This is a genomic window from Xanthomonas sp. NCPPB 3200, from assembly GCF_056393585.1.
This window is the reverse complement of record NZ_CM150785.1, coordinates 2,472,509-2,496,039: the sequence shown is the minus strand read 5'-3', so window position 1 is coordinate 2,496,039 and position 23,531 is coordinate 2,472,509. Positions and strand designations below refer to the sequence as shown.

The 23,531-nt window shown below is 63.3% G+C and carries 17 protein-coding genes; 7 read left to right on the top strand and 10 right to left on the bottom strand.

Features of this window, described 5'->3' with window-relative positions:
* The first annotated feature begins 18 nt into the window (after positions 1 to 18).
* Genes AC06DU_RS10825 through AC06DU_RS10815 form a run of 3 tightly spaced genes read left to right on the top strand, consistent with a single transcriptional unit; the run spans position 19 to position 5,971 of the window.
* Positions 19 to 1,323, top strand: a complete 1,305-nt coding sequence (locus tag AC06DU_RS10825) for a TolC family protein (RefSeq protein WP_173426936.1) — start codon at positions 19 to 21, stop codon at positions 1,321 to 1,323.
* Positions 1,320 to 2,834, top strand: a complete 1,515-nt coding sequence (locus AC06DU_RS10820) for an efflux RND transporter periplasmic adaptor subunit (protein ID WP_046933520.1) — start codon at positions 1,320 to 1,322, stop codon at positions 2,832 to 2,834. Before AC06DU_RS10825 ends, AC06DU_RS10820 begins: the two co-directional genes overlap by 4 nt.
* The gene (locus tag AC06DU_RS10815) at positions 2,831 to 5,971 is read left to right on the top strand and encodes an efflux RND transporter permease subunit (RefSeq protein ID WP_046935216.1); all 3,141 of its coding nucleotides are present in this window, start codon (positions 2,831 to 2,833) and stop codon (positions 5,969 to 5,971) included. The genes AC06DU_RS10820 and AC06DU_RS10815 overlap by 4 nt, the downstream gene beginning before the upstream one ends.
* Before the next feature lie 100 nt (positions 5,972 to 6,071).
* Here the strand turns inward: AC06DU_RS10815 and AC06DU_RS10810 are convergent, their stop codons facing one another.
* From AC06DU_RS10810 to AC06DU_RS10775, 8 genes are all read right to left on the bottom strand, one after another.
* Complete coding sequence (locus AC06DU_RS10810; protein ID WP_046932606.1) at positions 6,072 to 6,902, bottom strand: DUF4198 domain-containing protein; 831 nt, start codon at positions 6,900 to 6,902, stop codon at positions 6,072 to 6,074.
* A gap of 26 nt (positions 6,903 to 6,928) precedes the next feature.
* Complete coding sequence (locus tag AC06DU_RS10805) at positions 6,929 to 9,925, bottom strand: TonB-dependent receptor (RefSeq protein ID WP_201417331.1); 2,997 nt, start codon at positions 9,923 to 9,925, stop codon at positions 6,929 to 6,931.
* Positions 9,926 to 10,062: 137 nt separating this feature from the next.
* Complete coding sequence (locus AC06DU_RS10800; RefSeq protein ID WP_237474904.1) at positions 10,063 to 10,920, bottom strand: FecR domain-containing protein; 858 nt, start codon at positions 10,918 to 10,920, stop codon at positions 10,063 to 10,065.
* A gap of 80 nt (positions 10,921 to 11,000) precedes the next feature.
* Positions 11,001 to 11,564, bottom strand: coding sequence for an RNA polymerase sigma factor (locus AC06DU_RS10795; RefSeq protein ID WP_052757254.1), 564 nt, complete (start codon positions 11,562 to 11,564; stop codon positions 11,001 to 11,003).
* A 114-nt stretch (positions 11,565 to 11,678) separates the two neighbouring features.
* Complete coding sequence (locus tag AC06DU_RS10790) at positions 11,679 to 13,505, bottom strand: PepSY domain-containing protein (RefSeq protein WP_071118343.1); 1,827 nt, start codon at positions 13,503 to 13,505, stop codon at positions 11,679 to 11,681.
* Positions 13,502 to 14,191 (bottom strand): PepSY domain-containing protein, encoded by a 690-nt coding sequence (locus AC06DU_RS10785; RefSeq protein WP_046932600.1) that lies wholly within the window; start codon positions 14,189 to 14,191, stop codon positions 13,502 to 13,504. Before AC06DU_RS10785 ends, AC06DU_RS10790 begins: the two co-directional genes overlap by 4 nt.
* A 68-nt stretch (positions 14,192 to 14,259) precedes the next feature.
* Complete coding sequence (locus tag AC06DU_RS10780) at positions 14,260 to 16,914, bottom strand: TonB-dependent receptor (protein WP_478202423.1); 2,655 nt, start codon at positions 16,912 to 16,914, stop codon at positions 14,260 to 14,262.
* Between the two features lie 183 nt (positions 16,915 to 17,097).
* A complete protein-coding gene (locus AC06DU_RS10775) occupies positions 17,098 to 17,649 on the bottom strand; it encodes a CopL family metal-binding regulatory protein (protein WP_128698483.1) in 552 nt (183 codons plus the stop codon).
* Between AC06DU_RS10775 and hutC the strand changes: the two genes are divergently transcribed.
* Genes hutC through hutG form a run of 4 tightly spaced genes read left to right on the top strand, consistent with a single transcriptional unit; the run spans position 17,648 to position 22,566 of the window.
* Positions 17,648 to 18,373 carry a histidine utilization repressor gene (gene hutC / locus AC06DU_RS10770; protein ID WP_046932594.1) on the top strand — a complete coding sequence of 242 codons (726 nt, stop codon included), beginning with the start codon at positions 17,648 to 17,650 and terminating at the stop codon, positions 18,371 to 18,373. The genes AC06DU_RS10775 and hutC overlap by 2 nt on opposite strands.
* A gap of 16 nt (positions 18,374 to 18,389) precedes the next feature.
* Positions 18,390 to 20,072, top strand: coding sequence for a urocanate hydratase (hutU, locus tag AC06DU_RS10765; protein WP_197046137.1), 1,683 nt, complete (start codon positions 18,390 to 18,392; stop codon positions 20,070 to 20,072).
* A complete protein-coding gene (hutH, locus tag AC06DU_RS10760) occupies positions 20,069 to 21,607 on the top strand; it encodes a histidine ammonia-lyase (protein WP_197046136.1) in 1,539 nt (512 codons plus the stop codon). Before hutU ends, hutH begins: the two co-directional genes overlap by 4 nt.
* Entirely contained in the window at positions 21,604 to 22,566 is a 963-nt protein-coding gene (gene hutG / locus AC06DU_RS10755) for a formimidoylglutamase (protein WP_046932591.1), read from the top strand. The genes hutH and hutG overlap by 4 nt, the downstream gene beginning before the upstream one ends.
* Here the strand turns inward: hutG and AC06DU_RS10750 are convergent.
* Both AC06DU_RS10750 and AC06DU_RS10745 read right to left on the bottom strand, forming a co-directional pair.
* The gene (locus tag AC06DU_RS10750; RefSeq protein WP_046932588.1) at positions 22,563 to 23,114 is read right to left on the bottom strand and encodes a DUF305 domain-containing protein; all 552 of its coding nucleotides are present in this window, start codon (positions 23,112 to 23,114) and stop codon (positions 22,563 to 22,565) included. The two genes, hutG and AC06DU_RS10750, sit on opposite strands and share 4 nt — an antisense overlap.
* 74 nt (positions 23,115 to 23,188) lie before the next feature.
* A complete protein-coding gene (locus tag AC06DU_RS10745; RefSeq protein ID WP_046932587.1) occupies positions 23,189 to 23,503 on the bottom strand; it encodes a hypothetical protein in 315 nt (104 codons plus the stop codon).
* Positions 23,504 to 23,531: the final 28 nt, after the last annotated feature.

Sequence of the window (23,531 nt, the reverse complement as noted above, 5' to 3'; positions counted from 1 at the left end):
CGTTTGTCCGGAGGTCTTATGGAGATGTCTTTCTTCTTGCGTGCAAAGCGCAGGATTGCGTGTGGGTTGGTGTTCGCCCTAGCGCTCACTGGTCCTGTGGTGGCGGCAACGCCCGCCATGCCGATCAGCTACACCGAAGCCCTACAGCGGGCGGTTGCTAACGCCCCTACCCTGCAGGTACGCCGATCACAGATCGATGCCAGTACCGAGGAAGCCGCCCGTGCCGGCACGCTGCCCGATCCACGTCTGATCGTGGGGCTGGCCAACTGGCCCGTCAGCGGACCGGATGCCTTCAGCCTGCGGGCCGATGAGATGACCACCCAGCAAGTCGGGCTGATGCAGGAGTTTCCTGCGCGTGCGAAACGACGTGCCGAGCAAGCGCTGGCGCAAGCGACGCTGGCACAAGCGCGCTCGCTGTCGTTGGCCGAACAGCAGATGGTGGCCCAAGCAGCCGCGCAGGCCTGGATCGAGCTGTGGAGTACGCAGCAAGCCGTAGATGCGTTGGAAGGTTTGCGCGAGCCGGCACGCATCGCCGAGCGTGCGGCGCGTGCGCGCTTGGCAGGCGGCACGGCCGGGGCCAGCGACGTGCTTGCCGCCCAGGCCGCGCTACTGCAGTTGGATGATCGCCTCGAACAGATACATGCGGAGCACGCCGCGGCACAGGCCGGTCTGGCGCGATGGTTGGGTATCTCACCTGAAACGGTACGGGCCAGCGGTCCGGCCCCGGATTTTTCGCGGTTGCCACTTGAGCCCACCCAATTGCTGGCCAAGCTGGACCAACATGCGCCCCTACTGGGCTGGGAGGCGCGTCAGGACGTTGCCCAGGCCAAGGTGGATGCCGCCGTGGCCCAGACCCGTCCGGATTGGAGTGTGGAGCTCACCTACGGACGTCGCGAGCGCGCGCCCGACGGCATGCCGCGCAGCGACATGCTCATGGTGGAAGTGGGCGTGGGCTTGCCGCTGTTCCAGAAGAACCGCCAAGCACGAGGCATCGCGGCACGACGGGCCGAGCTGGAGGCGGTGTCCGCAGAGCGCGATGAGGCCCGACGCATCCAAGCCGAGTCGGTACACCGCGCGATGGCGCGATGGCGCGGGCTAGCCGGCCAGTTGGAGCGCCAGAACGCGCAGAGCCTGCCATTGGCGCGCGATCGCGCACGCACGGCGTTGGCCGCCTACAGCGCCGGTGCCGACCTGCAGCCGTGGCTGGAAGCGCGGCGCGATGAGATCGAACTGCAACTGGAAAACGCCCGTCTGCTGGGCGAACAGGGCCGTGCCTGGGCGGCATTGGCCTATCTGCTGCCCCATGAGGAGAACACGCCATGAACCCGACCAAGACGCGTCTCACACAGCTCGCCGTGGCCCTCGGGTTGCTGGCGCTCGGCTTTGCCGGCGGGTACGCCTGGATGACCCGAAGCTCTGATACGCCCCCGTCCACCGGCACGAACGGCGCGGGTCAAGCGCGCAAGGTGCTGTACTGGTACGACCCCATGGCGCCGGAGCAGCGATTCGACAAGCCGGGCAAATCTCCTTTCATGGATATGGAGTTGCTGCCCAAATACGAAGATGAGGCCATGGGGGACGGAACGCAGATCGATCCGCGCCTGCAGCAGAACGTCGGCATCCGTACGCAAGAAGTGACGGTAGAGTCACTAGGGACTGCTGTACGCGTGCCCGGCACGCTGACATGGGATCTGACCCAGGAAACTGTGGTCAGTGCGCGCATGGAGGGCTTGATCACCCACGTGCAGGTAAAGGCGCCCTTTACCGAGGTTCGTCGTGGTCAAGCGCTGGCCACCGTGCAAGCCCCGGCATGGAACGCCGCCATCGCCGAAGCCCATGCCTTGAGCCAAGCTCAGTCCGCGAGCGCGCGTGAGCTACAGGGTGCCGCGCAACAACGGTTGCGTTCGTTGGGCGTTCCTTCTGGCGCCTCGGCCCGCAACGGCGTCGTGCTTGGCGCAGACCACAGTGGTGTGGTGACCGAGATCCTGGTACGCGAAGGGCAGACGGTGATGCCTGGTACGCCACTGTTTAAGATCAATGGACTGGACACGCTGTGGCTGGAGGCCTCGGTGCCCCAGGCAGCGCTGGGCACCTTGCGGCCGGGGACCTCAGTGCAGGCCACGGTCAGTGCGTGGCCGGCAGAGCGCTTTGCCGGACAGATCCAGGCGTTGCTTCCCCAGGTCGACATGGCCAGTCGCACGCAGCGAGCGCGTATCGTGCTGCGCAATCCACAGCGTCGGCTGGTGCCGGGCATGTTCGCCGAGGTGCTGGTGCAGCCCGATACCGAGCAGGCCTTGCCGGTCGTTCCCACGGAGGCGCTGATTGCCACCGGGCGGGACAGCCGAGTCATCGTGCAGGATCCGGATGGGAGCTTCCGGCCAGTACGGGTGAGTGCCGGACGTAGCGTGCAAGGGCGCACGCAGATCGTGACCGGCTTGGCCGGTGGTGAACGCGTGGTGGTCTCCGGTCAGTTCCTGCTCGACTCCGAAGCCAGTCTCTCCGGTGCGTTGGAGCGCCTGGGCGCTGCACAACCCACCGGCCCTGCCAGCGCATCAGGTGAACACGAGCGCCATGACGCTGGTCACGATGCGCGCACGGTCGTCCCAACACCGCCCAGGCAGCCTGCGCCTGTCGCGCCAGAGGCCTCCAACTCCACGCCGCCGCGCTGCCCGGTGCAGTACTGGTATGACCCGATGGTGCCGGAGAAGCATTTCGACAAGCCGGGCAAGTCACCGTTCATGGATATGCAACTGGTACCCAAGTTCGGCTCGGCCGCAGCCGCAGATTGCCAGGCAAGCGAGGTCATGCCCGAAGCGATGGAGGGCACGCCATGATTGCGCGCCTTATCCATGCTTGCATCGCCAACCGTGTGCTGGTGCTGGTTGCCGCTGCGCTGCTGGCGGTGGTCGGCATCTGGTCGGTAAAGAACACGCCGTTGGATGCGCTGCCGGACCTGTCGGATACCCAAGTCATCATCCGCACGCAATGGGCCGGGCAAACCCCGCGCATCATCGAAGACCAGGTCACCTACCCGTTGGCCACCACAATGCTGTCCGTGCCCGGCGTGAAGGCGGTGCGCGGCTTTTCCTTCTTTGGTGATTCGTTCGTCTACATCTTGTTTGACGATGCCACTGATCTGTACTGGGCTCGCTCTCGGGTACTGGAGTATTTGAGCCAGGTGCGCGATCGACTTCCGCCGAACGTGAATCCAGCGCTGGGTCCTGATGCGACAGGACTGGGCTGGATCTATCAGTACGCCCTGGTGGATCGGACCGGTCAACGCGATGTGGGGCAACTGCGTGCGTTGCAGGACTGGTTTCTTCGTTATGAGCTCAAGACCGTGCCGGACGTGGCTGAAGTAGCCAGTGTGGGCGGTGCGGTGCGCGCCTGGCAGATCCAGCCCGATCCGCAGGCGTTGGCGGCCCGCGGACTGACGGTGGCCGAGCTCATCGAGGCGGTGGATGCGGCTAACGGCGCTACCGGGGGCTCGGTGATCGAACAAGGCGAAGCCGAACTGATGGTGCGCAGCGAAGGCTACCTGCGCACACAGGAGGCATTCGAGCAGGTGCCGGTGAACGGCAACGACGGCATCCCCGTCTTGCTCGGCGAGGTGGCCACGATCAGTCGCGGCCCGACTTTCCGCCGTGGTATCGCCGAGTTGGATGGTCAAGGTGAGGTGGCCGGCGGCGTGATCGTCCTGCGCACCGGCAAGGATGCCTTGGGAGCTATTCAGAACGTCAAGGCGCGACTACAGGCGTTGCAGTCCAGCTTGCCCGAGGGCGTGGAAGTGGTTCCGGTGTACGACCGCTCCGAGCTCATCCAGGACGCAGTGCGCAATCTCACTCACAAGCTAGGCGAGGAGTTCCTGGTCGTAGCGCTGGTGTGCCTGCTGTTTCTGTGGCATCTACGCTCGGCGCTGGTGGCCGTCATCACCCTGCCCTTGGGCATCCTGGCGGCCTTCATCGTGATGCACGCCCAGGGCATCTCCGCCAACTTGCTATCGCTAGGTGGCATCGCCATCGCCATTGGTGCGATGGTCGATGCAGCGGTGGTGATGATCGAAAATGCACACAAGCACCTGGAGCACTGGCGCGAGGCGCACGGCCGGGAACCCCAAGGTGAGGAGCGCTGGCAGTTGATGGCCCGCTCGGCGGCCGAGGTTGGACCGGCCCTGTTCGCCAGCTTGTTGGTCATCACCCTGTCCTTCGTACCGGTCTTTGCCCTGCAGGCGCAGGAAGGGCGATTGTTCTCGCCCCTGGCCTACACCAAGACCTATGCGATGGCGGCCGCAGCAGGGTTGTCGGTGACCTTGATCCCCGTCCTGATGGGCTACCTGATCCGCGGCCGCATCCGCCCGGAACAGCAGAACCCCATCAATCGCATCCTGATCGCCGGCTACCGGCCCATCCTGCTCTGGGTCCTCAAACATCCCGGTGTCACCTTGCTGCTCAGTGGCATGCTGCTGGTGCTCACGTTGATCCCCTTCAGCCGGCTGGGCAGTGAGTTCATGCCGCCCTTGGAAGAAGGCAGCCTGTTGTACATGCCCACGGCCCTGCCAGGCCTGTCCGCTGACAAGGCGCGCCAGTTGCTTCAGCTCTCGGGCCGGATGATCAAGACCGTACCGGAGGTCGAGCACGTGTTCGGCAAGGCCGGCCGTGCCGAAAGTGCGACCGATCCGGCACCTATCGAGATGTTCGAGACCACCGTGACCTTCAAGCCGCGGGATCAATGGCGCCCGGGCATGACCCCTCAAAAGCTACGCCAGGAGTTGGACGCAGCGGTCAAGATTCCCGGTCTGACCAACCTATGGGTCCCGCCCATTCGCAATCGCATCGACATGTTGGCCACCGGCATCAAAAGCCCGATTGGGATCAAGGTCTCCGGGCCGGATGTGGAGCAGATCGAGCGCCTGAGCCAGCAGATCGAGCAGGTGGCCAAGACCGTGCCCGGCGTGAGTTCGGCACTGGCCGAACGCGTCACCGGCGGGCGCTATGTCGATGTTCGGGTGCGCCCGGAAATCGCTGCACGTTATGGGTTCACTCAAGGCCAACTCCAGCAACTGATTGCCACGGTCGTTGGCGGCGATCCAATAGGGGAAACGATCGAGGGGCGCGAGCGCTATCCCATCATCTTGCGCTACCCCCGTGGCCAGCGTGACTCGTTGCAGGCTTTGCAGGATCTGCCGCTGATCGCGCCAGGCGGCGTGCAACTGACCTTGAGCCAGGTGGCGGAGCTTTCGGTCAGTCCAGGCCCGCCAATGCTCAAGAGCGATAACGGCCGGTTGGTGGGCTATATCTATGTGGATGTGGCCGATCGCGACCTGGGATCGGTGGTCCAGGCCCTGCAAGCCGCAGTGCAGTCCCAGGTGAGCTTGCCTGCCGGCTACGGGGTGGCTTGGTCAGGGCAGTACGAGTACCTGCAACGGGCATTGGCGCGCCTGCAATGGGTCGTGCCCGCGGCCTTGGCGATCATCTTCCTGGTCATATGGATGGTGTTTCGCCGGCTCAGCGATGTATCCATCATCCTGCTCAGCTTGCCCTTGGCATTGGTCGGCGGTTTCTGGTTGATCTGGGGGTTGGGCCATGCGATCTCGGTGGCCAGCATGATCGGATTCATCGCCTTGGGCGGCGTAGCGGCTGAGTTCGGCGTCATCATGCTGTTGTACCTGCGCCATGCCTGGGAGCAGCGCTTGGCCAGCGGTGCGCCGGAAGATGTGTCTACCCTGCAAGAGGCTATCTATGAAGGTGCCGTGCAGCGGGTACGCCCCAAGGCGATGACGGTGGCCGTCATTCTGGCCGGCTTGTTTCCGCTGTTCATCGGTGCCGGTGCTGGCTCGGAGGTCATGCAACGTATCGCCGCGCCGATGCTGGGTGGCATGCTCACCGCACCGGTGCTCTCCATGGTGGTGATTCCCGCAGCGTTCTATCTGGTGCGGCGACGTGGATTGCGCGCGAGCCGGGGCAACGAATGAGTGGCAGACTGAGCACTTGAGGTCCATCCCCACAAAAAGACGCCAGTCATGGAAGAAGGCATGACTGGCGTCAAAGGGGAGAGTACCACCTACGTGCTTATCAGTGCCCGGCGTGCGGGGAAATCTCAAAGCTCAGCGACGCCCGATCCGACACAAAATCCAAGCCCTTTTGTGTAGAGGGCACCATGTGATTGGTGTGGATGTACCAGGTCTTGGCGGCGGTCACCTGGAAACTGGCTTGGCCTTGGGCATCGGTGCGCAGGAGCGTGGCGCTACCGTGCCCGCCCTTGACCGGTGCCTCAGCACGATGGCCGACGTACACGCGCAGGTTGGGCACTGGCGTGCCCTGCTGCAGCACCTGGAACGACAGCTGTTCGCCGACCTTCACGCTTCCAGGATTGCGGGCCAGGCGGATCTCCAACGGATAGCCCAGCGAGCTGGCGAAGTCGTCGGTCAGTTTCGTGCCCACCTGGCCAATGGCGCGGGCATGCTTGGTATAGCTATAGGTGACCCCTTTGGGAAACTTGCTCGCGTCATAGGTGGCCAGCGTATCGGGCAAGTCTTCCAACTCCAGGTACTTGCCGAACTCGCTGGCCGTACGTGTGCTGGTGGACGCCATCGTCGAGACACCCAGCAGATAGGTGCCCTCGCCCGCCGGATGCACGGTGAGCTGGCTTTGCTTGCCGACCTCTTTCCAACTGCCTAAGTCCGGGGCCGCCGTGGCACCGCCCTGGCTGAGCGAAACGTCCTGTAGACGCGCCCGGGTGACTGCGCCAGCACTTTCATCGAAGGTGCCATTGTTCACCAAGGCGGTGTTCGCCTCGCCCGCTGCGGTGCCGGGCTTGGAGAATGCGACAAACAGGTCGTGCGCGCCGGCGCTGCCGGCCACAGCGAACAGCAGTAGCGCGGCGGATAGTTGCGTGTTTCTCATGATGTGTTGCTCCTTGGGATCGTGGCTTACCAGTGGTAACCAAAGCGGACGTTCCAGCGACGACCCAGCAAGTCGTACGTCATGGTGTCGGTGTTGGCGTTGGGGTTGTTCTGCACGAACGGCGCCTTCTTATCGAGTACGTTCTCAACGCCGGCGGAGATGTCCCATTTCTTCTTGATGCCGTAGCTCAGTTGTAGGTTGTGGTACACCACGCTGGACACATGCGAACCGATCGTGCCGGGCACGGCGATGATGTCGTCCGCGCTGCCGATGTACTGCGCCGAATAGACGCCAGTCCAACGGTTCTTGCCCATGCGCAGTGAGCCCAAGCCACGCCACTGGGTGTAGCTACCCAAGCCGCTGGTGATCTTGCCGGCGTACTCAATGGTGGTGGCACCGGCGAAGGGAGTGACGTCGTAACGCTCAAGATACGAGGCGTCCAGACTCGCGCTGGCCTGCCAGCCGGCCACGTCGAACTGATACAGCACGCCGATATCCACGCCTTCGGATTCCTCGCTCGCCGCATTGACCTGCTGGGACGAGAGGTAGTTGACCTCTCCGGTGACCGGATCACGGGTGAAGTTGGCCGGCGAGCAGAACGGATGGGCCAAGTTCGGCGTGGTGTAGCACGCACGCAGCTTGACCGAGCCTTCAATGCTGCGGATCGCATTCTCGATGCGGATACGGTAATAATCGGCCGTGAGCGTCAGCCCCGGCGCAAAGCCTGGGGTCCACACAAAGCCTGCCGTGAAGGTCCGCGCATCTTCAGGCTTGAGATCGGGATTGCCGCCGGTCGTGGTCAGGATAGTGTTGCCCAACTGACGAAAGTTGGTCGGCACCCCGGCGGCCTGACAGTTGGCCCGAATGACCGAGTCCGCGGGCAACGTGCTCCAGTTGCTGCACGGATCCAGGGTGGTCAGGCTGCCTTGGCCGATGCCGCCAAACAACTCGGGGATGCTGGGGATACGAAAAGCCGTCGCGTAGTTGAGACGAATCTTCAGCGGTTCGGCCACCTGCCAATCCAGCCCCACTTTGTAGTTGGTGTCGCTGCCGAACAGGTCGTAGTCGGAATAGCGGCCGGCCAGGTTCAGGGTTGCGTAGTCCACCAACGGGACGTCCTGCAGCAGCGGGACGGCGAACTCGACAAAGGCTTCCTTGGCCGAGTACTCCCCTTCGATCGGATCCTGACGCACGATGTTGGCGCTGCCGTTGACGACCAGCGGATCTGGGTACAGCCATCCCCGTTCCTTGCGAAACTCCACGCCCGAGGCGAACGCAACGCTACCGGCAGGCAAATCGAACAAGGCACCGGAGATCGTACCGCTGACCCCTTGCTGGCTATTGCCACCGGATCCACGCTGGGTAAACAAGATGTAGTCCAGCACTTCGGGAGTCAGGTTGCCGTAGCCCAGGTAGTTGCCGCACGGAATAGCCGCCCCTGGTGTGTTGCTGCACAGGCTTGTGTTGAGCGTGTTCTCTACCCGATCCAGGTTGGCGATGTTGGTCGAGCTGTCCGTGGCCGAGTTACGGCCCCAGTTCATCGCGACATTCCACGCCCAGTTATCGCCCCACTGCCCCTCCAGACCGAGCACGGTACGGAACGTATCGACCTCCTGCTCGGTGATGCGTGCACCGGCTTCTTCCAGACGCCGACGTTCCAGGGTCAGGTTCTGGCCGGTGGGATTGGTCGGATTGGTGGCAGCGATCCGAATGGTGCGATACACCCCCAGGGTGTTGGGCGAAGCGCGCTGGTTGGACTGGCGATTGGTCGCCATCAGTTCGGTGAACAGACGGGTGTTCTCGGTCAGGTCGAACTGACCAAAGCCGCTCAAGCCCACTCGCTTGATCGGACTGACCGCATTGAGCAGCAAGTTGTAGTTGTAATTGTGCTTGGCCGGATCATAGAGCTCGTAGGAGCGTGGATCCCCGTTGGGGTCCTGGTTGAAGTTGACCACGCGTCCATCGGCCAGCCGGGCTCGCCCACCGATGGTGGACGAGTTGCCCACGCACTGCAGGGTGCCGGCCACCACACCCAACGGACACGGTGCCCGCGACGCCATGGTGATCGTGCCGCTTTCGGCATAGGTCAGGGCGCCCGACATCGAGCTGCGCTCTCCGGTGGTGCCGAAGGCCAGGTTGAAGGAGCCGATCTCGCCGTCACCCTGGAAGGTCTGACCATAGCGGGTGGATAGCTCCACGCCATCCATTTCCTTGCGCGTGATGATGTTCACCACGCCGGCCACGGCATCGGCACCGTAGATGGCCGATGCGCCGTCCTTCAGGATCTCGATGCGATCAACAAGGGCCAAGGGCACCACGTTCAGATCCACCGAGTTGTTGGCGCCGGTACCACCGTTGACCACGCGTCGGCCGTTGAGCAGCACCAAGGTGCGGTTGACGCCCAAGCCACGCAGGTTGATCTGGGTGGTGCCGTTACCGTTACCCGTCCAGAAGTTGTTGGATTGCGAGCCGGCTGCACCGGCCGATGCAGGCAAGCGCTGCAGCAACGTCTCGACCGAGACGGCACCGGAGCTCTGGATGGTCTCGGCATCAATGACCGTGGTGGGACCCACACCGGACATCTGTGCGCGCTTGATATGACTGCCGGTCACTTGGACCGCATCAAAGGTGGTGGGTGAAGCGGTCGACGGCGTTGAGGCGTCGGCGCCGCCGGAGAGGGAGGCGTTGTAGGCATCGGGACCGGCTTGCCCTACACCAGAGGACGGTGCGTTGCGCGTAGGCGTCGGCGTGTTGGCACCTTCTCGCACGATCGCCAGCGCGCCGCTTTGATCGCGCTTGACCGTCAGTCCGGTTCCAGCGAGCAAGCGGTTCAGCGCTGCATCCTGGGACATGTCCCCACGCGCGCCTGCGGTACGTCGATCACGAACATCTTCGCTCAAATAGACCAGGCGAACGCCCGATTGCCGGGCGTAGGCTTCCAGCGCGACTTTCAGATCCCCTTCGGGGATATCAAAACTGTTCGTTTGTGCAGCGGCGGAGGCCGCGATGACCAGACCACACATGACAGCCAATGCTGTCCTCGCCACTTTCGTACGTGCCATGCATTTTCCCCAGGTCGGCGCGAATCGGCCTGATATCTGTGACGAGAGGACGGCACGCTTCCGGTATGAAATGTTTCAGATTGATGTCTGCTGGTGTCTTAGTGCGGCTGGGAGACGCGAATCTGATCACCCTGCGTCTCCACGCGCAGGTTGAAGCCGGTGGCCAGCAGACGGGCGAAGGCATCCACACCTGTGGCATCGAAACTGCCGCCCACGCGCATGTGTGCCGTTTCCGGATCCATCAGTACCAGCTGCTTATCGTTGTAGCGGTTGAACTGGGCCGCCACATCGGCCAGCGTGGTTTGATCGAACTCCAAGGTGCCGTGGCGCCAGCTCAAGGATCGGCGCACCTTGTCCTGAGCGTTGACCGCCACCAGCGTGCCCGCCGGCTTGCTATACAGCAGTCCCCCGCCCTGCACGATCACCGGCGGCCGTCCCGGTTTGGCCACCAGCGGCTCAACGCGCACCTTGCCTTCCAGCACGGCCACTTCCAGGCGTTCGCGTTCCTGCCTGACCGAGAACTTCGTTCCCAGTACCACGACCCGATGCTCGCCGGCGTGGATGACGAACGGGTGCGCCGGATCGGGCTTCACATCAAAAAATGCCTCGCCCTTGTCCAGCCACACGTGGCGCAGCGAGGGGTCCACCTGCGCCCGCAGCTGCGTGTGCGTGTTGAGCTCCAGGCGGGAACCGTCCGACAGGGCGATCACTTCCCGGCCGCCAACCTCGGTGCTGTAGCGCGTGCCAGGGCCCCACCCGGTGAGGGTGAACAGCACCGCCAGCATCGCAACGCTTGCGGCAATAGCCCAGCGCATCGGCGCTCGCCAACGATGTATGCGTGGTGGCTGCACGCCGCGCACCGCTGCCAAGCGGTCTGCGCGCGTCCACACCGACTTCAGGCGAAGCCAAGCCACACGATGAGCGGTGTCCTGTTCCAGCCAGGCTTGCAGCTGCATCTGGTCCTGTGCAGTCCATTGCGGGGACTCGGCACGGTTGATCCATTGCGCCGCGACCTGTTCGATGTCCTTGTGTGGGCTCATGGCTGCGAACGTTCCTTGTTGAAGCGCCGTGACGGACGCTGGATCTTGCCGGTACCGCCGAGCATGAAGTCGGCCAAGGCCCGCATACCCAGCAGGGTCTGGCGCTCTACCGTATCTTCGGCGATCCCCAAGCGTCCGGCCACTTCGCGCTGGGATAGACCGTAGATCTTGCGAAGCTCCACGATCTGTCGACATTTGTGGGGCAGTTTCTGCAAGCCTTGCTGCAAGCGGCGCAGTTCATCACGGGCGCCCAAATGTCGCTCAGGCGTGACCTCATCGCTTTGCATGACCGCCTGCTCCACATCGGCCATCGCTTCGATGGACACGATGCGAGAGCGGCGAATACGATCGATGAGCAGGTTACGTACGGTGGTCATGACAAAGGGCTTGGTCTGCGCGGGCAAGCCCCGTCGCGCGGCTTCATAGATGCGTGCGTAGGCCTCCTGCCTAAGATCAGGAATCTCGCTGTCCTCATGTCCATGCCGCCGCAGGAAGGCATGGATCAAGCCTTCCAGTGGCAGGACATGGGCTATGAACCACTCATCCAGCGCCGTGGTCACCGGGCTACTCGCTGATTCATCAGGCAGGCTCAAGCACGTCCACTCACTGGGACGAGTGCATGGGAAAAATCCGGTACACGCCGCCCGCCGGCACGGTCGGCCGGCGGGACTGCTTCAGATCTTGAAGTCGTCGAAAGCCACCTGGCTGTCGGGTACCCCCAGCCGGGTCAGCAGCTCGCGTGTGGCCTTAAGCATGGCCGGCGGTCCGCACAGGTAGAACTCGCAATCGGCCAAGGCCTGATGGGCCTTGAGCAGGCGGTCATGCGCTACCTCATGCACCAGGCCCCGCAATAGCGCATCGTCGTTCTGCGCCTCATCCGACAGCACCAGATGCCAGCTGAAGTTCTCGTGCTGCTGGGCCAGGCGCTCCATCTCCTCGATGTAGGGCGCTTCTTTCAGACTGCGGGCGCCATACCAGAAGTGGATTCGTTCACCGCCCTGCCCCGCCAACAGCGTCCGAATCATCGCGCGCAGCGGAGCCATGCCGGCGCCGCCGCCGATGAACACTTTCTCCCGCCCATGGGGCTTGAGCGCAAAGTCGCCGAAGGGGCCGCTGAAGCACACCCGATCCCCGGGCGAGAGCGTGTAGAGGTAGGTCGATCCCCTGCCAGGAGGATGGCGCTTCTTGTCCGATCGTCCAGGACTGAAGCGAGCCAGCAACGTCAGACGCCCCTGTGCCTGATCGACGGGCAAGGCGAGCGAATACGCCCGACGGACCGGTTCGCGGTTGACCAACTTCTCGGGCAGGTCCACGCCCGCCCACTCCTGATGGTGGTGCTCGGGCCTCACCAGCTTGTGGACCGGCACCTCGTAGTTGGGCACATGCACCTGCAAGTAAGCGCCAGGTTGATACTCCGGCCCGGGGACCTCATCGGGCTTGAGCACGATCTCGCGCAGGAAAGGCGTCACCGCCGTGACCTGCTCCACGGTGGCGCCATACTCGGTCCACAGGCTGGCCCCGCCAGCCACCTCGACATCGGTGTCCTCTGTCACGGCCAGGTTACAGGCCAGGCGGTACCCCATCTTGACCTTGCTGGCGCCCAGGTGAGCGCGATCGGCCGCGGTCGCTTTGGGCGCCGCGCCGCGGAAGCGTACCTCGCACAGGCCACAGCTCTGCCCTCCTCCGCAGTTGGACGGCAGTTGCACGCCCTCGCGTGCCAGCGAGACGTAGACGTTGTCGCCTGCCGACGCCCGGACGGTGCGCAGCCGTGTCCCATCCGGACCGAATACCGACAACTCGCGGGCCGGACGCCAGCGGCGCGGCACGAACTCGCTCCAGTGGAAGCTGGCAAACAGCAGCCAGATGCCGGTCAGGGCCAACCACAGACCACCGATTGCGGCGGTGACCACCAGTGGGTTGTTGAAGTTCTTGCGCCCGGTGTAGTCCATGATGTGCAACATCCAGAACACATCGAACAGGCGCCAGGTCTTGTTGCGGTGGTAGAGCACCTCGCCCGTCTGCGCAGACAGGTACACCGTGGTGTCCTGGCCATCGTCGGTATCGATGCGCCACAGTCGCCCTTCGTGATCGCGCACCTCCCCACTCCACTCCAACAGACGCGGCGCTTTCAACGTGCCGGGGCCCGTATAGGAGGCTTGCGCCAAGCGTGTGGCCCAAGCCGCGTCTAAAGTGATGGGTTGGCCGGACACGGCGTTGGCCAAGGTAATGCCCTGGGTATCGGCCAACTGATAGACCGGGGTGTCCAGCAACCAGCCAGAACTGACGCGACTGATCTTCTTGTTCCCAGCCAGGAAGCTGGCCGGCGAGCGGGCATTGGCAGGCCACTCATGGGCCGCATGCTCGTGGGCCTGGAACTCATGGCCCTGCACCTGATCGTGGTCCAGCCAGCTCATCATCACACCACTGGCCATCCAAAGCAGCAACTGCAGGCCGACAATCAAGCCGACCCATTTGTGCAGCGTTCTCATCCAGGGCGTCATGCTGCGGCCCTCCTGCGAAAGCTGTAGAACAGCAACCAAGCACCACTGAGCACGAACACCAAGCCAACCGCCGAGGCCACGCGCAACAAGGTGTTGTTGACGTCCGAACGGGCTTCGTAATCCATGATGTGGAACATCCACAGGAAATCGAACCAGCGCCACAGGCTGTGCCGCCGCGCCAGCAACTCGCCGCTGTAGGGCGAGAAATACAGGGTGGTCTCACCGGCATCGGCGTAGTGCACCGCCCACATGGGAACCGGGCGGGTGGCCACTTCTTGCGGCGCCTGGGTGACCCACTCGACTCGAGCCACGGATGCCTGGCCCTGATAAACGTCTTTTGCCAAGGCGATCGCCATCTGCTGATCGCCCGGGGATAGCACCTCCCCCGTCGTAGCATCCAGCAAGTACACCTGATCGCGGGCGTGAATCTCGTAGACATCCCGCTCAAGCAGTCGCTTCAGCTTGACCTGCGTCATACCCGGATAGCGCCGCTGCAGTTCCTCACCGGACAAGTGGGTAGGTGCCACCAGCGGCTGCTGATGGGCATGGGCCAAGTGATCGCCATGGATGATGTCCAGGGAGATGACCGTCATGTACACGCCACTGATCATCCACAGCAGCGCTTGCACGCCGATGATCAGGCCAATCCATTTGTGGGCCTTGCGTGCCCAGAAAGCCGATTTCATAGTGATCTCGTTCGACAAGAGGACAACGCCTGCTCCCGTCACCAGGACGGGAGCAGGCCAAGCAGGTCTTACCAGTGGTAACCCACGCGGGCGTACCAACGACGACCCAGCAGGTCATACGTCATCGTGTCGGTATTGGCGTCGGTGTAGCTCTGGATGAACGGTGCTTTCTTGTCGTACAGGTTGTCGATGCCGAAGGACACATCGAAGGTCTTGCCCGGCGCGTACTTGAGCTGGACATTGTGGTAAGTCACGCTGGGTGCGTGATCGCCAATGTCGCCGGGGCTGGCATTGATGTCATCGGCCTTGCCAATGTACTGCAGGCTGTAGGAGCCGGACCACGCTTCGCGCTCCATCGTCAGTGAAGTCAACGCGCGCCAGTGGGTGAAGCTGCCACGGCCGCCGGTGATCTTGCCGGCGTACTCGATCACATCTGCCCCTGGGAACGGACGCACGTCGTACTGATCCAGATAGGACACATCCACGCTCAGAGTGGAGTCGAAGCCTGCCACTGCAAATTCATACAGGCCTCCCAGATCGATGCCGCGAACACGCTCGTTGGCCGCATTGACCGGCTGGGACGACAAGAAGTCCACTTCACCGGTGATCGGATTACGGGTGAAGTTGTCATTGCCGCAGAACGGATGCGCCAGGCCCGGGGTGTTGTAGCAGATCGAGAGCTTGGTTGAGCCATCGATACGCTGGATCGCGTTGTCGATCTTGATGTTGAAGTAGTCCACCGTCAGCGTCAGTCCCGGCAGGAAGCTCGGCGTCCAGACCGCACCCACGGTCAGGGACTTGGCATCTTCCGGCTCCAGGTCAGGATTGCCACCCGACGTGGTGAGGATCGTGTTGCCCGGCTGCACGTAGCCTGCCGGTACGCCGTACGCCTGGCAGTTCTGACGCACTACCGAATCAGCCGGCAAGCTGCTCCAGCCGCTACAGGGATCGGTCGTGGTCAGGTTGCCCTCGGCCACGCCACCAAACAACTCGGGGATGTTGGGGATGCGGAAAGCCGTGGCGTAGTTGGCGCGCACCTTCAAGGACGGCACGATCTGCCAATCCAGCCCCACTTTGTAGTTCACGTCTTCGCCGAACAGATCGTAGTCGGAGTAGCGCACGGCGGCATTGAGCGTCAGGCTCTCGGCGATCACACTGTCCTGCAGCAGCGGCACGGCAAATTCGGCGAAGGCTTCCTTGGCCGTGTACTCACCGGCGATCGGATCCTGTTGGTTCGTGTTGGCAATGCCCAGCACCGTCAGCGGATCGGGATCGCGCCAGCCACGCTCCTTGCGGACCTCGATGCCCGAGGCAAAGCCCACCCAGCCGGCCGGCATTTCAAAGAGCTGGCCGCTGATGTTGGCGGTGAAGCTTTTTTGGTCGTTGCCGCCGTTATCGCGCGTCCTGAACAGGATGTAGTTGAGCACCTCGGGCGTCAGGTCGCCGTAGCCCAGATAGTCACCGCACGGAATCGCGGCACCGGGGGTGTTGCTGCACAGCGCCGTGTTGAGCGTGTCATCCACTCGGTCCAGATTGGCCACATTGGTCGAGCCATCCACACCGGTGTTGCGGCCCCAGTTCAGCGCGGCCGACCAATCCCAGTTCATGCCCAACTGGCCTTCGATGCCGGCGACCACGCGGAAGGTATTGGTTTCCTGGAAGAACTCGCGCGGGCCGGCCTCTTCCAGCCGGCGGCGCTGCAGCAGCAAGTCTTGGCCGGTCGGGTTGGTCGGGTGGCTGGCTGCAATGTTGATCGGGCGATAGACACCCAGGCTGCCTGGCGTGGCCAACTGGTCGGACTGGCGGTTGGTGAACATCAACTCGGTGAACACGCGCGTGGTTTCATTCACAGTGCTGTCGCCGAACAGGCTGAAGCTCAAGCGCTTGATCGGGTTGACAGCATTGAGATAGGGATTGCCGTTGTAGTTGTGCTTGGCAGCCGAATACGGTTCATAGAAATCCCCGTCACCATTGGGATCCTGGTTGAAGTTCACGCGCGAGCCGTCGGCCAGCAATGCGCGCCCACCGATGGTGGCCGAGCTACCCACACATTCGAGTTGCCCGTCGACCTCACCCAAGCCGCACGGTGCGCGTGAGGCCATGTTGACCGTGCCGGTCTCCGAGTAGTTGATACCGGCCATCAACGAACCGCGGTCTGACGTAATACCCCAAGCGAAATCGAACGACTTCTCTTCGCCATCACTTTCGAAGGTCTGTCCGTACCGCACCGCCGCCTCGGCACCGTCATAGTTCTTCTTGGTGATGATGTTCACCACGCCCGCCACGGCATCGGCACCGTAGATGGCTGAGGCGCCGTCCTTGAGGACCTCGATCCGCTCGATCAGCGCTACCGGGATAATGTTCAGGTCGACCGAGCTGTTGGCGCCGGTGCCACCATTGACCACACGACGGCCATTGAGCAGAACCAGCGTGCGGTTGATGCCCAGGCCGCGCAGATTGACCTGGGTAGTGCCGTAGCCGTTCTCGGCCCAGTAGGCATTGGATTGGCTGCCGGCGAAACCGGCCGAGGCCGGCAGGCGCTGCAGCAGCGTCTCCACCGACGTGGCGCCGGAGCGCTCGATGGCTTCGGCATCAACCACGCTGACCGGACCAACACCGGAGAGCTGCAGTCGCTTGATATGGCTGCCGGTGACCTGGACGGTGTCCAGCGTCTTGGCCGACTCGCTCGTGGCGCCCTGTTCAGCCTGCTGAGCCAGGGCCACCGTGGAAAAACCGGCGCACAGAAGGGCACCGACGGATACCGCCAAAGGATTGCGCTTGAAGTACATGGGTTCTCTCTCCCCCGAAGGGCAATGCATGCGTATGACCCTGGTGCCCCAGACGTGGGGGCCTATGCGACATCAGGGCGTGCGTAGACGTCGCCAATCAATGGCGACCAAGCAGCATTAGCCGATGGGAGGTCGGAACAGCCGGGATACCTGTCGTCGCAGCGGCGGCAACTCAGGCGTAGGTAGGTAGGTGCTCGTCAGGGCGTGCTGGGCGGCAAAGATGACCGGCACACGCCCGGCGAAGAAGGTGAGCACACAGCTGCAGTCGCAGGAGGTGGTGCTGCAGTCGCACTGATGATCGTTCTGATCACCCTGCCCGGCTTGCTTGCCACCGGGAAGAATTTTGTTGCAATCGTTACTAATTTTGGCGCGTTCATTAACACGCGCACCGCCATGCACCGAGTGAGTGCCGTTCACTGCACCTGGCGGAGGAATGTGCCGCACGGCCATCCGCGTAGTGGCCTGCGCGCTCAGGATCCCATCCGCGCAGAGCACGAGGATCAGGAACATACGCAGTAGCACGCGAAGCGACGGCATGACCGTGTGGCGAACCCGCAGGTTGTCTATACCACAGCAATAGCACGAGGAAATTCTTAGTGTCAACTGCTTGTGCAGCACAGCATCGAAAGTGGTTGGACTGGTTGTATAGACATGTAATGCTTGGGCCATGGACGAACCCAAGCCGCACTACCAGAAGCTCAAGCACTTCATCCTGCGTCACATCACCAACGGCGACTGGCCCGCGCGCAGTCGCGTCCCCAGCGAGAACGAACTGACCGCCAAGTTCGGCTTGTCTCGCATGACAGTGAATCGAGCGCTGCGCGAGTTGACCGATGCCGGCGTGCTGACCCGGGTTCAAGGTGTCGGCACGTTCGTCGCCGGCCCCAAGGCCGAATCGGCGATGTTCGAGGTGCGCAACATCCGCGAAGAGATTCAGTCCCGTGGCCAGACACACTCGGTCCAGGTACTGATCTGCGAAACGGTCGAGGCGCGCTCCAGTGTGACGACCAACTTCGGCCTGACACCCGGCACGGAGCTGTTCCACAGCCGCCTACTCCACCACAGCGATGACAAGCCCGTGCAGTTGGAGGATCGCTTTGTGCAACCCAGCGTGGCACCGGACTACCTGGACATCGATTTCCACACCGAGATTCCGCACCAGTACCTGATGCGCGTTGCGCCGCTGGAACGCGCCGAACATGTGATCGAAGCCGAGACGGCCAGCAAGCGTCTGGCCGCGCAACTGAAGATCAACGAAGGCGATCCGTTGCTGGTGCTGACCCGACGTACGTGGTCGCGCGGACAGGTGGCCAGCTTTGTGCGGTTGATTCACCCGGCATCTCGTTACCGCTTTGTGGGCACCTTCCAGGTTGGCGCCCCCCTGACTCCCTGAGGATTTGATGGATACCTTGGAACGCTCCGCTTCCCCTGCGCGTACCGTGCGCGCTCCGATCGGCACCCAGCTGCACTGCAAGAGCTGGCTGACCGAAGCGGCCTACCGCATGATCCAGAACAATCTGGACCCCGATGTCGCCGAGCGCCCGGAAGACCTGGTGGTCTACGGCGGCATCGGTCGTGCTGCGCGCGACTGGAAAAGCTTTGATCGCATTTTGGAAACGTTGCGATCGCTTGAGGACGACGAATCGCTGTTGGTCCAGTCGGGCAAGCCCGTCGGCGTGTTCCGCACGCACCCCGATGCACCTCGCGTGCTGATCGCCAACTCCAACCTCGTACCCCACTGGGCGACCTGGGAGCACTTCAACGAGCTCGATAAGAAGGGCTTGATGATGTACGGCCAGATGACGGCCGGCAGTTGGATCTACATCGGCAGCCAAGGCATCGTCCAGGGGACGTACGAAACCTTCGTGGAGTTGGGGCGCCAGCATTACGCTGGCAATTGGACGAACAAATGGATCCTCACCGCGGGGTTGGGCGGCATGGGCGGCGCGCAGGCGCTGGCGGCGACCTTGGCCGGGGCCAGCAGCATCGTGATCGAGTGTCAGGAGTCTCGGATCGATTTTCGTATCCGCACGCGCTATGTCGACCACAAGGCCTACTCCATCGATGAAGCCTTGCAGATCATCGAACACAGCCCGACGCCGGTATCGGTGGGCTTGCTGGGCAATGCCGCTGAACTGCTGCCGCAGTTCGTCGCGCGTGCGCGCAATGGAGGTCCCCGCCCTCACGCCGTGACCGATCAAACCTCGGCGCACGATCTGATCAATGGCTATCTGCCCGCCGGATGGACCCTCTCACAGTGGGAACAGGCCCGCAGCGGTGACGATGGTCAGCGACGCGAGCTGGCGCAAGCTGCCGCGGCCTCGTGTGCCACGCATGTGCGCGCGATGCTCGATTTCCACGCCATGGGCGTGCCGACGATCGATTACGGCAATAACATCCGCCAGGTGGCGCTGGATCAGGGCGTGGACAATGCCTTTGCCTTCCCCGGCTTCGTGCCTGCATGTATCCGTCCGCTGTTCTGCCGCGGCATGGGCCCGTTCCGATGGGTGGCTTTGAGCGGGGATCCCGAAGACATCTACAAGACCGATGCCAAGGTCAAGGAACTGTTTCCCGACAACACGCATCTTCACCACTGGCTCGACCAGGCCCGCGAGCGCATTGCCTTCCAGGGCTTGCCCGCGCGAATCTGCTGGCTCGGCTTGGGCGAGCGCCACAAGGCCGCGCTGGCCTTCAACGAAATGGTGCGCAATGGCGAGCTCAAGGCACCGATCGTCATCGGACGCGATCACCTGGACTGCGGTTCAGTCGCCAGCCCCAACCGTGAAACCGAAGGCATGCGCGATGGTTCCGATGCGGTCTCGGACTGGCCGCTGCTCAACGCGCTGCTGGCCACCAGTGGCGGTGCCACCTGGGTGAGCCTGCATCATGGCGGCGGCGTCGGGATGGGCTTCTCGCAACACTCAGGCGTGGTCATCGTGTGCGATGGCACCGAGCAAGCCGACCGCCGGTTGGCGCGTGTGCTGTGGAACGACCCGGCCACGGGTGTGATGCGCCACGCCGATGCGGGCTACGAGCAGGCACTGGCCTGTGCCCGAGAGCATGGCCTGACCCTGCCGGCCATTCTGGAGTGAATCGCATGCTCACCCTGACACCGGGCCAGCTGACGTTGGCCCAGCTGCGGCAGATCGCGCAAGGGGCTGATCCCATCGCCCTGGACGCAGATTGCTGGGACAACGTCCGCGCCTCTTCGCAGGCCGTGCAGGCCATCGTGGCCGCTGGCGAGCCGGCCTATGGCATCAACACCGGCTTCGGCAAACTGGCCAAAGTCCATATCCCACGCGAGCAACTGGAACAGCTGCAAACCAACCTGGTGCGCTCGCACGCCGTGGGCATGGGGCCATTGCTCGACGATGCCTGCGTGCGCCTGATCTTCGCCACCAAGATCGCTTCCCTGGCGCGGGGCTACTCGGGTGTGCGCGAGCACACGCTGACCACCCTGATCGCGATCTACAACGCCCGGATCTGGCCCTGTATTCCCGCCCAGGGTTCGGTCGGTGCATCCGGTGATCTGGCCCCCCTGGCGCATCTGACCTTGGCGGCCATGGGCGAAGGCCAGGTACGCATCGACGGGCAGATCCTGTCGGCCAGCCAGGCCCTGCAAAACGCCGGGATCGCTCCCATCCGACTGGCCGCCAAGGAAGGGCTGGCATTGCTCAACGGCACCCAAGTATCCACGGGCATTGCGCTGATGGCGCTGTTTGCCGCCGAACAAGTCTATGCGGCTGCCGTGCTAACGGGCGCGATGAGCGTGGATGCGGCGTGCGGCTCCGATGCGCCCTTCGATGCCCGCATCCACGCCGTGCGTGGTCAGCCCGGCCAAATGGCCGTGGCCGCGCACTACCAGCGACTGCTGGCCGGCAGTGCCATTCGCCAATCGCACCTTCACAACGACACCCGCGTGCAAGACCCTTACAGTCTTCGGTGTCAGCCTCAGGTCATGGGCGCGGTGCGCGATGTCATGCAGCACGCCGCCCACGTGCTGCTGATCGAAGCCAACGCAGTCTCCGACAATCCGCTGGTATTCACCGACACCGGCGAGGTGATCTCCGGCGGCAACTTCCACGCCGAACCGGTGGCCTTTGCCGCGGACCAGCTGACGATGGCGGTGTCCGAGATTGGAGCGCTGTCGGAACGGCGCATTGCCTTGCTCATCGATGCCACGATCTCCGGCTTGCCCGCTTTCCTGGTCGCCAATCCGGGCGTGAACTCCGGCTTCATGATCGCGCACGTGACCGCAGCCGCCTTGGCCAGCGAGAACAAGACCCTCTCCCACCCGGCCAGCGTGGACTCCCTGCCGACCTCGGCCAACCAGGAGGACCATGTCAGCATGGCGACCTTCGCCGCGCGCAAGTCGCGCGAGGTGGCCGACAACGTGCGCCGGATCGTGGCCATCGAGCTGCTCGCCGCCTGCCAAGGCATCGAGTTCAGGCGGCCACTGGCGTCTTCGCCGGCATTGGAAGCGGTGCATGCACAGGTGCGTAGCGTGGTCCCCCGCTACGATGAAGATCGCTATCTGGCCCCGGAAATGCAGGCGATGGAAGCCTTGATCGAGCGCGGCGGTCTGCGCCCGTTCCTGGACTGGCCGCTGCAGGATCTGCGCGCGTGAATCTGGCGTGGCACGGACGCGTGGACCTGCCGGCGAGCGCCGATACGCGACGCTGGCACCAGGGCGTGGCCTTGGACCCGCGTCCTGGCGTGCCCGGCATTGCCCTGCTGGGCTTTGCCAGCGATGAAGGGGTTCGTCGCAACGCCGGCCGACCAGGCGCCGCACAAGGGCCCGGTGCCCTTCGCAAGGCCTTGGCCAACCTGCCCGTGCTCCACTGCGCTCCGCTCTACGATGCGGGCGACATCACTTGCATGGATCAGGCATTGGAACTGGCGCAGGCCCGCTACTCCCATCGAGCGCAGCAACTGCTGGATCAGGGACATTGGGTGATTGGTCTGGGCGGCGGGCACGAGATCGGCTATGCCAGCTACGCCGCACTGCGTGGTCACCTAGGCGCATCCAAGGCTCGCATCGGCATTTTCAACTTCGATGCACACTTTGATCTGCGTGAGCAAGGCAGTGCGAGCTCGGGCACGCCCTTCCTGCAGGCGCTGGAGCATGCCCGCAGCAGTGGCTCCCCGCTGCAGTATCACTGCATTGGTGTAAGTCGATCCGGCAACACACCGCGTCTATTCGCCACGGCCGAGCGCGAAGGCGCCCATTACCTCACCGATGACGTGCTCTGCACCTGGAACTGGCAGGCACAGGCTGAGGTGCTGCGTGCGTGGTGTGAGGCGGTTGACGTGATCTACCTGACGCTGTGCCTGGACGTGCTGCCGCAGGCGGTGGCCCCGGGCGTGAGTGCCCCCAACCCACGCGGAGTGAGTCTGGAGGTCCTGGAAGCCCTGCTGGATCTGGTCATGGCCTCGGGTAAGGTACGTGTGGTCGACGTGGCGGAACTGTGTCCGCCCCTGGATCCGGATCAAGCTACCGCACGTGTGGCCGCGCGCTTGATCCACCGCATGGTCAGCGCGCAGGCGCAGTGGGGTGATACCGGCTGGCAAAAGGCAGTGAGCTAGCGGGAGCGCTCAGCCAACAGTTGCTTCATCTGCGCGATCTCCTGTGTCTGCGAGGTGATGATGTCCTGGCAGAGCTTCACCAACTCAGGGTCCTTCAGGCGATTCTCCTCGCACATCAGGATGGCGCCAGCGTGGTGGGGAATCATCGAACGGATGAACTGCTTGTCGGTGACCGCTGCTTGCGTGCGAATGCCCCACCAGCAGAACAGCATGAACGCGAGCGTCAGAGCAGCCAGAATCAGATTGCGTCGACGATCGGGGTACATGCTGGACATGAGCCACAGCTCGATCAGCAGCATGGGAGCGGCCATCAGGCCCGCCATGTAGAACTGGTTGACGTTGTTATAGACGTTGGCCCATTGATCGACCATGGCGTACATCAAGGCGTACATGGCCACGAAAGACAGGCCCATCATCAACAACAGGCGGCCGTAGTGGCCTTGATGCCCTTGCTGGGCCTGGTGGGCAGGTGGGTGTGAGGTGTGCGGTTTTGCGTGCTGGGATTGCGGGTCGTGCGCGTTTTCGTGCGTACCGTGCGAAGAGGACATAACAATCTCCGTGGGAATGGCAGAACGGCAGAAGAACCTGGGAGCCGCTGATGCGGCTCCCAAGCCGACAACACTTACATGCCCTTGCCGGCAGCGAATTCCTGCGGGCTCAGCTTGCCGTCCTTGTTGCTATCGAGCATGCCGAAGTGCGGCGCCAGCTTGTGCTTTGCCAGCTCTTCCTTGGACAGCGAGCCGTCCTTGTTGGTATCGAGCTTGGTGAAATCGGCATCGGCCGCGGCCGGCTTGTGCTGACCATGCTCCTGCTTCTTGTGATCCATCGGCTTGTGCTGGCCGTGGTCGGTGGTGGGCGTGGTGGTCTGGCCGCCGGCCAAAGCCGCGCCCGCCATCAGGAACAGGGCCATCATCGAGAGGGAGGCATAACGCTTCATTGCAGTACTCCTTGTGGGATATGAGCCA

What these genes read in the sequence shown, in the direction of transcription:
- AC06DU_RS10805 (WP_201417331.1), bottom strand. Translation starts at nt 9,925, where the DNA reads ATGTGTGGTCTGGTCATCGCGGCCTCCGCCGCTGCACAAACGAACAGT.
- AC06DU_RS10815 (WP_046935216.1), top strand. Translation starts at nt 2,831, where the DNA reads ATGATTGCGCGCCTTATCCATGCTTGCATCGCCAACCGTGTGCTGGTG.
- AC06DU_RS10810 (WP_046932606.1), bottom strand. Translation starts at nt 6,902, where the DNA reads ATGAGAAACACGCAACTATCCGCCGCGCTACTGCTGTTCGCTGTGGCC.
- hutC (WP_046932594.1), top strand. Translation starts at nt 17,648, where the DNA reads ATGGACGAACCCAAGCCGCACTACCAGAAGCTCAAGCACTTCATCCTG.
- AC06DU_RS10775 (WP_128698483.1), bottom strand. Translation starts at nt 17,649, where the DNA reads ATGGCCCAAGCATTACATGTCTATACAACCAGTCCAACCACTTTCGAT.
- AC06DU_RS10800 (WP_237474904.1), bottom strand. Translation starts at nt 10,920, where the DNA reads ATGCAGCTGCAAGCCTGGCTGGAACAGGACACCGCTCATCGTGTGGCT.
- AC06DU_RS10785 (WP_046932600.1), bottom strand. Translation starts at nt 14,191, where the DNA reads ATGAAATCGGCTTTCTGGGCACGCAAGGCCCACAAATGGATTGGCCTG.
- AC06DU_RS10820 (WP_046933520.1), top strand. Translation starts at nt 1,320, where the DNA reads ATGAACCCGACCAAGACGCGTCTCACACAGCTCGCCGTGGCCCTCGGG.
- AC06DU_RS10750 (WP_046932588.1), bottom strand. Translation starts at nt 23,114, where the DNA reads ATGTCCTCTTCGCACGGTACGCACGAAAACGCGCACGACCCGCAATCC.
- AC06DU_RS10825 (WP_173426936.1), top strand. Translation starts at nt 19, where the DNA reads ATGGAGATGTCTTTCTTCTTGCGTGCAAAGCGCAGGATTGCGTGTGGG.
- AC06DU_RS10745 (WP_046932587.1), bottom strand. Translation starts at nt 23,503, where the DNA reads ATGAAGCGTTATGCCTCCCTCTCGATGATGGCCCTGTTCCTGATGGCG.
- AC06DU_RS10790 (WP_071118343.1), bottom strand. Translation starts at nt 13,505, where the DNA reads ATGACGCCCTGGATGAGAACGCTGCACAAATGGGTCGGCTTGATTGTC.